This window comes from Halalkalibacter oceani, assembly GCF_040544555.1.
GTDB classification, from domain to species: domain Bacteria; phylum Bacillota; class Bacilli; order Bacillales; family Bacillaceae_D; genus Halalkalibacter; species Halalkalibacter oceani.
The window spans coordinates 50,251-63,938 of sequence record NZ_JBEPKD010000001.1; the positions used below are offsets into that span (position 1 = coordinate 50,251).

The window sequence follows — 13,688 nt, forward strand, 5'->3', positions numbered from 1 at the left end:
TCTATTGGTTCACGCCGAGGACGGCGACGTATTGATTGCCGAACGCCGGTGTAAACGCTGTGCCGTCCCAACTAAGCGGCGTTTGGACAAGCCCGAGACCATCGGCATTATACTGGCCGATAATGCGCTGCAGCGCATACAGCTCATAGACGCCGTCTCCGTCGAAGTCAATCGGATAAAGCTGGTTCAACCCGGAAACAGACCCCTCCAGAGGGGTCTTTAATGTGCCGTCCGGATGATAAAGATCTGCCAGGTAGTCATGATCACGGTTGCTAATGTCGATGACGAAGGAAAGATGCAGCGTCTTGTTTGTCACCTCGATTCGGTAGTCGTTTTTGTAGATCACCTCATAGTCATATAACCGGTCAAAAGCGTCATAGTCAAATAAAAGCACAGGCTGATTCTCGTAAAACGAATAGAGATAATAATAGCCGTAGCCGCCGCTCCCGCCTGAGTCCATGCTGATCAAAATATCATCGACATTCGCCCGTGAAAACGGGGCAAGGAACAGGCGCGGCTCGTAGCCTTGATCGGTCGAAAGGGCGACGCTGTGAAATTGATTCGTCCTTCCGTCCTGAATCACGAGCGTGACAGACGTGCTGTACGGACTGTCGTCGGACCGCTGCCCGATTAAATAAACATAGTCGACGATAAAGTCTCCATTCACATCCCCTTCCGCATACGAAAAAACAAACGATTCACGCTGTTCGTTAGATTCGGTAGTAAATACCGGAAAATTGATCTTCATGCTTCCATCTCTCCTTACGCATCTTTCCGCTATTCTATGCGTCTGACGAGGAAGAGGGTCGCTTTTTTGTAAAAAAAGAGAGCTGCCGAAAAGCGTCATGACGAAAAAGCTGCTGAAAAAGGATGATTTCCCTTTTCAGCAGCTTCGCCATTTTGACGTGCCGGCAACTCCCATACGTCTAATACTGTCTTTCTTCAATGATTTGATGCTGCTGATCAAGAATCAGAACCCGGCTCGGCTGATTTTCCCGCGCCAGCTCCTCCGCTGCCCGTATCGCTTCATCCTTTGAGGTGAAGCTGTCTTCAGGAGCGACATCCTCCAGCTTGACGAGCCAGCGCGATGCATCGGCATTTGGGGCCACGCTAAATTGCTTCATCTGATCGCCTCCTTTTCTGTTCCGTTTCTGTCACCTTCCCGGTGGCGCTCCTTCATAAACGTAGTCGCCTTACTCGACGATCAGATAGGCGATCATTGGTCCGTTATTTTCGATATTGCTGTGAGCGGTGCAAATAAGGCGGTAGACGCCAGGCTCTGAAAAATGCAAATTAATCAGCGTTTCTTCTCCTTTTTTGACCGTTCCTTTTATGTCGGTTCCTTCCACATAAAAAGGATGCTCCATCCCATTCACCCCGTAAATGCGCAAGGTGATGTCCTTGTCTTTTGGAATATACAATGTGCCAGGGTCCCAGCGGTACGCCTCGAGCTCATGCCCGTCCTCTGTCGTTGACTTAATTTCACTTGTCACCATATGGAGCTCAAAGATTTCACCAGCCCGTCCTGCGGTTTCAACTGAAGAACGGTCCTGCAGCACGTACCATAACACACTTGAGACGACGACCGCGAGCGCAAGCAGCAGCCAGCCTTTCCGTAAACGAATAACCATCTTCATTCTCCTTTCTTAAACAAGCCCTGCTATATACATATGCAAGGAATGAAGGGAAACTTGTCTATTATTTTTGCCGGATTTCCAAAGTGGGGGAGGTGCTCAGTCAAGAACGGACAGCTCTAGCGCCAACCATCTCCGACGACCCTTGCAATCTCGTTTTTTTCTGCTAAGTAAGGTATAATAAAAAAGAATGACGAAACGCTATTTACTTGAAGTGAAAGTGAGTGTTAAGCAATGGGTCGTAAATGGAATAATATCAAGGAAAAGAAGGCATCAAAGGATGCGAATACGAGCCGGATTTATGCGAAGTTCGGCCGTGAAATTTATGTCGCCGCCAAGCAGGGCGAGCCGGATCCGGAGTCGAATCAGGCGTTAAAGGTCGTGCTGGAGCGCGCCAAAACGTATAATGTGCCAAAGGCGATCATTGAACGCGCGTTGGAGAAGGCAAAGGGCGGCTCAGAGGAGAACTACGATGAACTGCGCTATGAAGGCTTCGGCCCGAACGGCTCAATGGTGATCGTCGATGCGCTGACGAATAATGTCAACCGAACGGCAGCAGAGGTTCGGGCGGCGTTCAGTAAAAACGGCGGCAATATGGGTGTGAGTGGCTCGGTCAGCTATATGTTCGATGCGACTGCCGTGTTTGGCATTGAAGGGAAGACGGAGGAAGAGATGCTGGAATTGCTGATGGAAGCCGATGTCGATGTTCGTGATCTATTTGAAGAAGATGATTCGGTTATTATTTATGCGGATCCCGCTCAGTTCCATGCCGTGCAGGAGGCATGCAGGCAGGCCGGCATTACTGATTTTACGGTCGCGGAATTGACGATGCTTGCGCAAAATGATGTGACCCTTGATGCTGATGCGCAGGCCCAATTTGAAAGAATGATTGATGTTCTTGAAGATTTGGAGGACGTCAAGCAGGTTTACCATAATGTCGATCTCGATTAACGAGTCAACTTGGCAGTATAGTCTTTAGCAGGCTGTACTGCTTTTTTGCTATGGTTGAAAAACAGGGGGAATTCGCATCACGCCGGACCTGCCTGAGAAAAATAGGTAATGAGCACAGTGAGAAAAAACAGGGTGTTTGATCAGCCTGATAATTTGGTATGGTTATAGAAGAGGATAACGGTCAAAAGGAAGGACGAAGAGATGTTAAGACGAAAAATGCGCCATTTGTCAAGGTATCAGGAGATAGCTACGGCCTTGTTTCATTACGGCTTCGGCCATATTGTCCGTGATTTGGGCCTGATGGACCAGGTGAGGAGGAAGTCTGGCAGGAAACCGGAGAGCGACGCTTCGATGGCGAAACGAATCCGCCTTTTGCTGGAAGAACTGGGGCCGACTTTTGTTAAACTCGGACAGGTGGCGAGTACGCGATCTGACTTATTTCCGCCGATGATTATTAGTGAACTGGAAACGCTGCAGGATCATGTGCCAAGCTTTCCTTTTCAGGAGGTGAAGGGCATTATTGAAGCCGAACTGCAAGCATCATTGCCGGCTTGCTTTGCCTCTTTCGATGAACAGCCACTTGCCGCGGCGTCGATTGGACAGGTGCATCGGGCGACGCTGATAAGTGGGGAGGAGGTCGTCGTCAAAGTGCGCCGGCCAATGATTGAGCGCCTGATCGAAACGGATCTTGAAATTATCGCTGATTTGCTCGTGATGGCCGAGGACCGCCTCAGCTGGGTCGCGCAGTTTCAGCTTGTCGAGCTGTTTGACGAATTTGCGAAAGTGCTGCGCCAGGAGCTTAATTTCGTGATTGAGGCCGATAATACCGAGCGGATTCGCAAGCAGAGCATGGAAAGCGGTTATATTTCAGCACCGCGGATCTACAGTGATTATTCTACGAAAAAGGTGCTGACGCAGTCGTTTATTGATGGAGTGAAAGTAACAGAGGCGACAAAAGCAGCCGGCTATCAGCCTAAACGGATAGCCGAACAATTCGCCAAAGGGATGTTTGAGCAAATGTTTGTCCACGGCTTTTTTCACGGGGATCCTCATCCAGGGAATGTATTTGTCACGAAAGCGAACAAGGTCGTCTTGATTGACTTTGGCATGGTCGGCCGGCTTTCGCGTCGGATGCGGCAGGAGCTGGCACTGCTGTTGATCGGCCTTTACAAGCGCGATACAAACAAAGTGCACCGCGCCCTGATCGGGATGGAAATTTTACGGGAGGACAGTGACCAGGAGCTGATTTGGGACGACCTCGAGCAGCTGCGGATCAAATATGCGACGATGGAAATAAGCGAGATCAGCCTGGCAAACGCCTTGCAGGAAATCTTCGATATTGCCCACAAGCATCGCTGTCTCGTCCCATCGTCCTTAACGGTGCTGCTGAAATCAATCCTTTCCATTGAGCGCCTGCTGGCAACGTTGGCGCCGCAGCTTCGCATTATTGATATTATCGAGCCGTTTGGCCACGATCTGGTCAGAGAGCGTTATGATCCGATCCGCGCCGCAAAGCAGATGCAGGAAGAGACAATTGATTTACTCAGGACGTTGCGCTACTTGCCGAAGGAGCTGCAACACGTGATCCGTGCCGCGCGGCGCAATGAACTGGAAATGAAAATGTCGATTTCCGAGCTCGATCAGCTGAACCATAAAATTGATCAGATTACGAATAAGCTTTCGTTTTCGATCGTGCTTTTATCGTTCAGCATCATTATGGCGGCGGTGATTGTCGGAGGTTCACTCACGGCGGAGCAGACGATTCTGTCGCGCCTGCCTTCGCTCGAAATCGGGCTTGGGATCGCCTCGTTTCTCTTTCTCTGGATCATTTGGGCGATCGTCCGCTCTGGAAGATTTTAATCACGAAGAAGAAACGTTAACCGACGAACGGGCGTCTCATCACATAAAGGGGGGATCGAGATGAAAAAGGGTATGATTCTGCTTTTATTGGTGGTGGGCGGCTGCTCGTCTCAGGTGCAAAAACTGGAAACCTGCCCGAATGAGATCAATGAATGGGCCGATGTGTTGATGTATAACGATATCGAATATATTGGATTGGGAAAGGAGGGGGGGCAGCGTCAAAAAGGAGAAAAGCTTGGTGAAGTATCCTTTCAACTTGCTGACCAGGCCTGCGCCGATCATCAAATCGAAAATGGCGATGCTGCTTTTCTGCCGGAAGGAACTGAGATTTTTGAAAGCGTCGGCTACCGGCCTGATTTCCGGCTGATCGCCGGGGGACGACTTTTTCAAGTACATAGAAATGAAGCGGCCGAGACAATAAAGGAGCTGTACGACATCGAAGGAAAAGTGACGAAGCTTAGTCGGGAAAGCGGCAATGATGGTAGCCAGATGTACGATTACAGTGAGGAAGAAACAATCGCTTTTATCGAGGATTTTCTTTCTCTGGCTTATGTTGGCTTTGATGGAATCTATTCTGACATTGCATATAGCAATCCGGTTTTTTTGCGGCTTCACCTTGAGGATGGCTCTTCTTTTCGCATTTCCTACTGGCTTGACGCCAATGCGGTCAACCCGGGAGCGTACGCGACAGACAGAATGAAATCGATCATAATAGAAGGAGGATGAGGATAGCCTCCGGCAATCGAGCACGCGCGGCAGACAGAATATGGTATGATGGAGTTGACCTACTAGACTAGAGAAAGAAGGCGAAATGATTGCAGGCCGTATTCAACAAACTGAAGCAGTCCCCCTATCTGCTGCTTGTGCTGGCTACTTTTTTTTGGGGAACGAATTTTGCATTTAGCCGGATGGTGATCGAGGAAATCCCGCCAATTCAGCTTTCTGTAATAAGGTGGCTGATTGTCAGTATTGTCTTTTTGCCATTCGTTATCAATGAGGTGAAGGCGAATAAAGCGATCCTTAAGGCAAATTGGAAGGTACTGATTCTGCTGGCGATTACCGGCGTCGGCGGCTTTAATACGCTATTATATATTGCGATACAATATACGACATCGATTAACGCATCGCTCGTGAATTCGCTCTCACCGTTGCTGATTGTCGTACTATCGGTCATGTTTTTGAAGGAGAGGATTGTCCCCTGGCAGTTCGTCGGGATTGTCGTCTCACTTGCCGGCGTCGTTGTCGTGGTAACTGGCGGCAGCATGGAAGCGATTGTTGCGCTGCGGATCAATCCGGGTGATGTGATCGTTGTCGCTGCGGTGATCTGCTGGTCGATTTATTCGGTGCTGATGAAGCGGTTCGGGGTCGATCTGCCGAAAAAAGCGACTTTTTTGATCACAATCTATATTGCGATTGCTTGTCTGATTCCGTTCGCGCTTTTCGAGCGGACCTATGAGCCGCTCGAGCTGACGTCGCTATCACCTTCGCTTATGCTGACAGTCGTCTATCTCGCCTTGTTTCCGGGGTTTCTCTCTTTTATTTGCTGGAACGAGGGCGTGATGCAGGTCGGACCGGGCAGAGCGTCCAACTATTTGCATATGATCGTCCTGTTCACGACGGTGCTCGCCGTGCTGTTTACCGGAGAAAGCCTGGCGAAAGCACAGCTGATCGGCGGCATCCTGATTTTAACCGGGGTCATTCTAGCCTCCAATCCGCAATTTCTCTCGCGGAAAGGGAAGGCGGAGAGAAGAGCGGTATCCTAGAAGCTAAAGTGGCTGGACAAAAGGATGTTTTTCCTTTCGCCCAGCCACTAACGTATATAGTTTTCGGGTTGAATTGAAGAAGAGCGACGGCTTCGCGCGTTGCATTGTAACGGCTCCGCACACCGCTTTTAAGAAAAGCCGCTGTACGGTTTTCTTATTTACTTCCCTCAAACTCAGGATCAGCAAAAGGATGAGCAACCCAGCCTTCCGGATCAATGAACAAGCGGACGGCGACGACCTGGCGCTCTTCCGAGAGGGTGAAGAAGTGCGGGATGTTGACCGGAACGGAAATGACGTCTCCTGGTGTGAGGTTGACATCGAAATAGCCGGTTTCTGCCCCTTTAATGACAAAAGTCCCTGATCCGGCTGTAATCGCCCGTACTTCGTCTTCGGTATGAGTGTGGACCTGCTCGAACTTTTTCAACAGCTTGTCGAGGTCGGGCGTGTCATTATTTAACGAGATGACATCCCATTTTTGATAGCCGCGGCGTTCGGCAAGGGAACGAATGTCTTCGTCAAATGTCGCCAGCACCTCTTCCTTATCGCCATCTGTCAGATGGCAAACCCCTTGCAAACGCTCAGGCAGCTTGCTCGTATCCCAGTGCTCATAAAGAACGTCCTGACTTGCTAAAAAGCTGCGCACCTCTTCTTCTCCGTGAATGACTTCTCCTGTGTTACGAATTTGAATTTCAGCCATTTGATTTTCCTCCTTCAATATGGTTATTTTCTTAAAGCCAGCATCTTAAGATGATAGCTGAATAAAAACTCAAAAGCTTCCAAATGTTTTTTCGCTTCAAAGCCATTTCGTCCCCAGGCGGTGATACCGTGGTTGCGAATGAGCACTCCGTAGATGCCTGGAGCGATCCGTTCGGCGACCGCGTCTCCCAAGCGGGGGAGATCGGCGTAATTTTTAACAATCGGCACGGTGATCTCGCCATCCTCATCCCAAATGTTAAACGCTTTGATCAGCTCCTGACGACGGAAGGTGATTTCACCTTGTTCGCCGTACAGCTCTGAGATGACATTGTTGTCAATCGTATGAACATGAAGCGAGCAGCCGGCATCGGTTTTTTCGTAAATTCGTTGATGAAGCACCGTTTCTGCTGATGGCTTGAGATGAGTTTCCTCAAGCGGTTGGCCGTTGCCGCCGACTAGTAAAAAATCCTCGGCTGTCCGTTTTCGTTTGTCTTTGCCACTTGCGGTGACAAGGAAAGAGAGCGGCGAGTCGCTGACCTTGATCGACAAATTTCCGCTTGTGCCCGGGAACCAGTCGCGGGCGGCCAGTTCATCTTTAATGTCAGCAAGCTCATTCCATTTTTCCTGTACTGCTTCACTCATTGATGCTCACTCCTTTTTTCGCTTTCAGCCCGGCTATCACTTCATGGAAGGACGAGAAAGCCGTATGACGGAGGCCAAGCTCCTGACATTTCTCAAGCAGAAAGTCATCACAGGCGAACACTTCATCGGCGAGCTTGGCTGCCTCCAGGTCGGTAATTGAATCGCCGATAACGATTCTATAATAATCCTCGGCGGAATACTGCCGCAAAATCGACGGCTTGCAGCAGCCGCAATCATTTGTGCAGTCAGCGTCGCAGGCGTGAGGCCAGAGAATCTCGATCGTCTCGCCGCTGAAGTCGCTGCCGTTGCAATAAAGGTTATCAGTCAGCTTGTAGGGAGCGAGCATCGGTTCGACGAAAAAGTCAATTCCGCCGCTGACGACGTTAAAGTCGAAGCCGTACTCCTTCGTAAAGTCCAGCAGCTGCTGAAAGCCTTCGCGTATCGTCGCCTGCCGCTGCACAAAGGCAATGATCTCCGCTTTTCGTTCCACCGGAATGAGAGAAAACAGCGCGCCGACTCCTTCGCGTATCGAAATCCGCTGGGCGAGGATTTCGTCCTTAATCTGCTCCCAGCCGGGCGGGGCGAATTCCTTCATAATCGCGATAATATTGTCCTTAGTGGTGATCGTGCCGTCAAAATCACAGAAAATGATCGGCTTTCGTCCGTCAATTGAACTCATCATCGCTGCCCCCACAGCTCAAGCGCGGTGCGCAGCTCGGGTTGCTGTCCGGCGGCTTCATCAAGAGTCTGTCCGGCGAGCACAGCATCGATCGCCGCTCTAAAGGCACGGGCCCCGGCATCAGCGCCGGCCGGATGGCCGTGAATGCCGCCGCCGGCGTTAATGACCGCGTCGTGGCCGAAGTCATTGATTAAAAGCGGTGTCAGCCCCGGATGAATCCCGGCCGATGGAACCGGGAAGGCCGGCTTGAGCTGGCTTTGCGTGGTCAATGCTGTCGCAATGTCCTGCGTTTCCTGCTTTTCCAAAGCGACGCTGCCATAAGGAGAAGGGAAGAGGACAAGGTCGGCGCCAGCAAGGCGCAACAGCTTGCCGAGCAGCACTTTGTTGGAGAAGCCATAATAAGGCGAGCCGGTCATCGCCCCGGAAACAGCCGGGTGGGCCATTAGCGGTACGGCAATATCCGGATCTTCGGCTAGACTTTGCAGCACATCAAGGCCGTAAGCAAACACATTAAACAATAATGCGCTTGCACCGAGATCGACTGCGCGCTTCGCCTTTTCTTTTAAGTCGAACGTCCGTCCGGTCAAGTTGACAGCGTACAGCGTTCTTTTTCCGGTTTCTTCATAGGCCTCAGCCAGCGTCTGGACGCCGGTCGTAATCCGCTGTTCAAATGGGGTCAGCTCATTATCAAACAGAATCTCATCGTCTTTGACAAGGTCAACACCGCCAATGGCCTGCTGCTTGAGCTGCTGCTGAAATTCACCAATGTCCTTGCCGATCATCCCTTTAAAAATACTCATTAACAGTGGGCGGTCAAACACATCGAGTCGTTCCCGGACGCCACTGATGCCGAATTGCGGACCAGGAAATTGGGCTTCAAGCTGGGGCGACAGCTCAATGTCGACAAGCTTGATTTCTCCATCGAGGGATAGCTTGCCGAACATCGTCGTCAAAATCGCTGCCAGATCCGCGCTGAAGTTGGCGGCAGGGTAGGCGATTTTAATCAGGCCGACCGTCCGTTTGCTGGAGAAATAACGGTTGTCATCCGCCGTTGGCACAAGCTCTTCGACAGAGATGACTTCTCCTTTGTGCTTTTCAAGCTGCTTCTTTTCCAGTGCGGGAAGGTTTGTCCAGGAGCCGATTGTCAGGCCGAGCGCGATGCCTTCCGCTTTTTTAGCGAGGTCGCCTTTTTGGTCAAACACCTTGTAGGTTGCCGTAATATGACTCATCGTAGCGGAGTCCTCCTTTCGTTACCATCACAAAAAAATCCTCATCTTTTTTGAAAAAGAAGAGGACCCATTCTATGATTCTATGTCCTCTTATCTGTCAGCTTTGCGCTTGAGAGAATTAGCACCTTGAATCAACCGCTCGGTTGAAACAGGTTGCCGGGCTTCATCGGGCTCGTCCCTCCACCTGCTCTTAATAAGAGTATTCGTATTGGTATTGTCGTTAGAAAATGATGTAATGAATTATGCCAGAGGAAGAGTCGTCTGTCAATTATGAATTATTTTTGCGAAAATCTATTGACAAAACGAATGTCTGACTCGTATGATTACTCTCAGAATTCAAAATGTAAAACATAAAATTACATGATTCACTCTTATCGAGAGCTGGCAGAGGGAATTGGCCCAATGAAGCCCGGCAACCGGTCTGTTCATCAAGGAGATTGATGGAAGCCTAAAAGGTGTAAAGACACGGTGCTACATCCAACAGCTCGTTTTACATGTGAAACGAGCTGAAAGATAAGAGGACGGAGCCAGTCCATTCCGCCTCTTTCTCGATCGTGAGTGAAAGAGGCTTTTTTATGTTTTGCCGACAAAAAAGGGGAGAGAGACAAATGAAGAAAAATAAGTGGTGGAAATCAGTAGTGGCAGCGGCGCTTGCCGTAACGCTTGTCGGCTGCGGAGCTGGAGAAGAGTCAACAGGAGAGCAGGGCGGTGGAGCGGAAAGCGACACGATCGAAGGTGTGCCGGAACGATTTGCCGGCGGTGAAGAAACGAAAATCAGAGTGATCCGCAAAATCGGCGGCGATGATCATACAGCGCAATATTTGGCCGGAGTAAAGGAAGAAGGAGAGGCACTCGGCTTTGATGTCGACGTATTTACAGCAAACGGCGATACGGCCCGTTATCATGATGCAATTTCTCAAGCGATTGATGCTGGCGTTGATGGGCTGATTTTATCGCATGGCGACGATGCGGCGACCTATGATGCGGTTGAGCGCGCCCGTGAGGCGGGAATTGAAGTGGTTACGTTCGATTCGATTGCTGAATTGGAAGAGATTGAAGGCGTAACGCTGACTTCTCAGGATGACGAAGCATTGGCGACGCTGGCGCTTGACCAGCTCGTTGAGGATTTCAACGGAGAAGCGAACATGATTTATCTTTGGGTTGACGGCTTTCCACCAATGGTACGCCGCAACAACGTCTATCAGGAAGTGCTTGCGGCAAATCCGGGGCTGAACGAGCTTGAACGGTTTGGGGTCGCCTCTGAGGATACGTCGACACAGACACAAAATGCGGTCGCGGCGATGCTGAACAAATACCCTGAAGGGGAGATTGATGCGATTTTTGCGACATGGGACGCCTTTGCGATCGGGGCCGCTCGTGCGCTGGAGGAAGCGGGCCGTGATGAAATCGCGATTTACGGAATTGACGTATCAAATGCCGATCTTCAAGTGATGCAGCAGGAAAACAGCACGTGGAGCTACACGGCTGCTGTCGATCCGAAGCTGATCGGCTCGATCAATCTGCGGATTTTAGCGAAGAAGCTTGCCGGAGAGGAAACCCCGCAAACCTATGATTTGGAAGCATCGTTGATTTCAAGAGAGAGCCTCATCGGCGGGTCAGAACCGGTCAATATGGTTAACCTTGCTGACGTGATTGAAGGCTGGGGCATATCTGATGCGTTTGAAGAAGAGTGGATGACGATACTGAAAGAACATCATAACCAATAGGTGATGGCATGAACCTGAAAATGAGCAATATTTCAATCGAATTTCCCGGTGTGCGCGCATTGGACGAGGCTTCCTTTGAAATGGAGACCGGACAGGCCCACGCGCTGATCGGCGCCAATGGCGCCGGGAAGTCGACGTTAATGAAGGTGCTGTCCGGCGTGTACAATCACTACAGCGGGGAGATTTACCTTGATGGGGAGCTCATTGACATCCGCTCCCCAAAGGATGCCCGGCGGCACGGCATTCAAATCGTTTACCAGGAAGTTGATACAGCGCTTGTTTCAAGCTTAACAGTCGCGGAAAACATTATGCTGAATGCTCTTGTGGCCAATAAAGAGAAGAAACTGATGATTGACTGGAAAAGGCTTCATCAGCAGGCAGCGGTGATCCTCGAGACGCTTCAAGTCAAGCTGCCGACGCGAAAGCTGGTCAGTGAGCTTTCGCTTGCTGAAAAGCAGATGGTGCTGATTGCCCGCGCCGTGTCGACGGAATGCAAATTTCTCATTTTAGATGAGCCGACGGCACCGCTCAGTATGACAGAGACGAAGCAGCTTTTTCGCGTTGTAAATGAGCTGAAGCAAAAGGATGTCGGAGTCATTTTCATTTCTCATCGCCTGCCAGAACTGTTTGAGATTTGCGAGGAAATCACAGTGATGAGAAATGGCTGCTATATTTCCCGTGAACGTACAAGTGAAACGAGCGCGACGAGGGTGATTGAGCATATGCTTGGTAAGTCGCTCGAAGCCCAGTTTCCGGAGCGCAGGCAAACGGCGGGGGAGGTGGTGCTGGAAGCTGCCCATATTTCTGACGGCGACAAGGTTGATGATGTCAGCCTGACAGTGAGAGCCGGGGAAATTATCGGCGTAGCGGGACTTGTCGGTGCCGGGAAAACCGAGCTGTGCAAGCTGCTTTTTGGAGCAGAGAAGCTAAAAGCCGGCACGATCTCGCTCAGAGGGAAGAATGTCACCATTGCCAGTCCGACCGAGGCGGTGCGCCAGCGGATCGCGCTTGTGCCGGAGGAGCGCCGCAAGGAAGGGGTGCTCGTCGAAGAATCGGTCGTTACGAACTTGACCGCATCAAGCCTTGGAAACTTTCTCAAACGATTCAGCTTCGTTGATGTGAAAAAGGAACGAACGAAGGCCGAGGAAATGATTGAAGCGCTTGCGATCAAAACACCTAGTCCGGCGGCAACCGTCAAGCATCTCTCCGGCGGCAACCAGCAAAAAGTGGCGATCGGAAAATGGCTGATTGCCGACAGTGACCTTTATATTTTCGATGAGCCGACAAAAGGCGTCGATGTCGGCGCGAAAAAAGATATTTTTGAATTGATCGCCGGCCTTGCCGACCGTGGGAAAGCAATCATTTACGCATCATGCGAGCTGGCGGAAGTGCTCGGGATTACCGACCGGGTGTATGTGCTGTACGATGGGCGAATGACTAAGGAACTCGTCACATCAACTACGAACGAAGAGGAATTGTTATACCTCTCAACTGGAGGAAAGTAATATGGCGGAACAAAAAAGGGGCGACCATAAAGCGTCCTTTGACTTGTTTAATTTTTTATATAAATATGGGACGATGATTTTAATTGTCGTGCTGATTATTGTCTTTGCCAGCGTGAATCCGTCCTTTATTAAGGCGGATAATATCATTACGATTTTGCGCTCGATCTCGATCGTGACAATTATCGCGATCGGCATTACGATTTCCCTGGCGGTCGACGGCTTTGATTTATCAGTCGGCTCAGTCGCCTCGCTTGCCAGCGCCGTCGTGATTTCGATGTTTGTCTGGTATTCCCAGCCGACTGCGGTTGCAATCGTGACAGCCATTGCCGTTGCTTTGCTTGTCGGTGCGTTTAACGCCTTTATGATCGTCAAAGTCCGAATTCCGGATTTGCTGTTAACGCTGGCGACGATGTTCATTATTCAAGGAGTGGCGCTGACCTATACAAAAGGGGCGACCGTCTCTGAAAATATGATTATGCCCGATGGCAGCTATGCGGAGGGCACGATCAGCAGCGGATTCGCCAAGCTCGGCCAGGTGCCTTATATTATTATCATCATGCTTGTCGTTGTTTTCATTGTTCATATTTTCCTTACGCATACAAAGCATGGCCGTTACATGTATGTCATCGGCGGCAACGAGGAAGCGGCTCGGCTCTCCGGCATTCCCGTCAACAAATACAAGGTCGTTGCCTACCTGCTTTCCGCCTTATTCGCTTCATTGGGAGGAATCGTCCTCGCCTCGCGGGTGATGACGGCGGAAATTAATGCCGGCGGACCTTATTTGATGGATGCGGTCGCCGCGGCCTTCATCGGCTTTGCCGTCCTTGGCGCCGGAAAGCCGAACGCGCTCGGAACGTTTGTCGGGGCTGTTTTAATCGGAATATTGGCCAATGGACTTGTGATGATGAGTGTACCGTATTACGCGATGGACATTGTAAAAGGAACGGTGCTCGCTTTGGCACTGGCCCTGACTTATTATAAAAGCAGACAGAAGTAAACGAT

Annotated in this window: 14 protein-coding genes and 2 riboswitches; of the genes, 7 read left to right on the forward strand and 7 right to left on the reverse strand. The window is 50.5% G+C overall.

The window, feature by feature from the left end; translation table 11 throughout:
* Position 1: 1 nt before the first annotated feature.
* The 3 genes from ABMB67_RS00260 to ABMB67_RS00270 form a co-directional block, all read right to left on the reverse strand.
* A complete protein-coding gene (locus tag ABMB67_RS00260) occupies positions 2-748 on the reverse strand; it encodes a YybI family spore inner coat protein (protein WP_354570748.1) in 747 nt (248 codons plus the stop codon).
* A gap of 178 nt (positions 749-926) precedes the next feature.
* Positions 927-1,124 (reverse strand): DUF2188 domain-containing protein, encoded by a 198-nt coding sequence (locus tag ABMB67_RS00265; protein WP_251222136.1) that lies wholly within the window; start codon positions 1,122-1,124, stop codon positions 927-929.
* A gap of 69 nt (positions 1,125-1,193) precedes the next feature.
* Positions 1,194-1,631, reverse strand: coding sequence for a cupredoxin domain-containing protein (locus ABMB67_RS00270; protein WP_354570749.1), 438 nt, complete (start codon positions 1,629-1,631; stop codon positions 1,194-1,196).
* A 237-nt stretch (positions 1,632-1,868) separates the two neighbouring features.
* Here ABMB67_RS00270 and ABMB67_RS00275 point away from each other — a divergent pair, with 237 nt between their 5' ends.
* From ABMB67_RS00275 to ABMB67_RS00290, 4 genes are all read left to right on the forward strand, one after another.
* Positions 1,869-2,585: a YebC/PmpR family DNA-binding transcriptional regulator gene (locus ABMB67_RS00275; RefSeq protein WP_354570750.1), complete on the forward strand. Its 717-nt coding sequence runs from the start codon at positions 1,869-1,871 to the stop codon at positions 2,583-2,585.
* 201 nt (positions 2,586-2,786) lie between these two features.
* Positions 2,787-4,445, forward strand: coding sequence for an ABC1 kinase family protein (locus tag ABMB67_RS00280; RefSeq protein WP_354570751.1), 1,659 nt, complete (start codon positions 2,787-2,789; stop codon positions 4,443-4,445).
* 60 nt (positions 4,446-4,505) lie between these two features.
* A complete protein-coding gene (locus tag ABMB67_RS00285) occupies positions 4,506-5,171 on the forward strand; it encodes a hypothetical protein (protein WP_354570752.1) in 666 nt (221 codons plus the stop codon).
* 89 nt (positions 5,172-5,260) lie between these two features.
* Positions 5,261-6,208 (forward strand): DMT family transporter, encoded by a 948-nt coding sequence (locus ABMB67_RS00290; protein ID WP_251222141.1) that lies wholly within the window; start codon positions 5,261-5,263, stop codon positions 6,206-6,208.
* A 154-nt stretch (positions 6,209-6,362) separates the two neighbouring features.
* Here ABMB67_RS00290 and ABMB67_RS00295 read toward each other — a convergent pair whose 3' ends face one another.
* From ABMB67_RS00295 to ABMB67_RS00310, 4 genes are read right to left on the reverse strand one after another with little or no spacing between them, the layout of a single operon-like run.
* Positions 6,363-6,905 (reverse strand): 1,2-dihydroxy-3-keto-5-methylthiopentene dioxygenase, encoded by a 543-nt coding sequence (locus tag ABMB67_RS00295; RefSeq protein WP_251222142.1) that lies wholly within the window; start codon positions 6,903-6,905, stop codon positions 6,363-6,365.
* A gap of 23 nt (positions 6,906-6,928) precedes the next feature.
* The gene (locus ABMB67_RS00300) at positions 6,929-7,546 is read right to left on the reverse strand and encodes a methylthioribulose 1-phosphate dehydratase (protein ID WP_354570753.1); all 618 of its coding nucleotides are present in this window, start codon (positions 7,544-7,546) and stop codon (positions 6,929-6,931) included.
* The gene (locus ABMB67_RS00305) at positions 7,539-8,225 is read right to left on the reverse strand and encodes a 2-hydroxy-3-keto-5-methylthiopentenyl-1-phosphate phosphatase (RefSeq protein WP_354570754.1); all 687 of its coding nucleotides are present in this window, start codon (positions 8,223-8,225) and stop codon (positions 7,539-7,541) included. The genes ABMB67_RS00300 and ABMB67_RS00305 overlap by 8 nt, the downstream gene beginning before the upstream one ends.
* Positions 8,225-9,454: a 2,3-diketo-5-methylthiopentyl-1-phosphate enolase gene (locus ABMB67_RS00310; RefSeq protein WP_354570755.1), complete on the reverse strand. Its 1,230-nt coding sequence runs from the start codon at positions 9,452-9,454 to the stop codon at positions 8,225-8,227. Before ABMB67_RS00310 ends, ABMB67_RS00305 begins: the two co-directional genes overlap by 1 nt.
* Before the next feature lie 87 nt (positions 9,455-9,541).
* Positions 9,542-9,654: riboswitch (SAM riboswitch) on the reverse strand.
* Positions 9,655-9,822: 168 nt separating this feature from the next.
* Positions 9,823-9,974: riboswitch (SAM riboswitch) on the forward strand.
* Positions 9,975-10,062: 88 nt separating this feature from the next.
* On the opposite strand from ABMB67_RS00310, the gene ABMB67_RS00315 reads away from it, so the two are divergent.
* The 3 genes from ABMB67_RS00315 to ABMB67_RS00325 are packed head-to-tail and all read left to right on the forward strand — an operon-like array spanning position 10,063 to position 13,683.
* A complete protein-coding gene (locus ABMB67_RS00315; RefSeq protein WP_251222146.1) occupies positions 10,063-11,181 on the forward strand; it encodes a sugar ABC transporter substrate-binding protein in 1,119 nt (372 codons plus the stop codon).
* 8 nt (positions 11,182-11,189) lie between these two features.
* Positions 11,190-12,686, forward strand: a complete 1,497-nt coding sequence (locus ABMB67_RS00320; RefSeq protein ID WP_354570756.1) for a sugar ABC transporter ATP-binding protein — start codon at positions 11,190-11,192, stop codon at positions 12,684-12,686.
* A 1-nt stretch (position 12,687) separates the two neighbouring features.
* A complete protein-coding gene (locus ABMB67_RS00325; RefSeq protein WP_251222148.1) occupies positions 12,688-13,683 on the forward strand; it encodes an ABC transporter permease in 996 nt (331 codons plus the stop codon).
* The last annotated feature ends 5 nt before the right edge of the window (positions 13,684-13,688 follow it).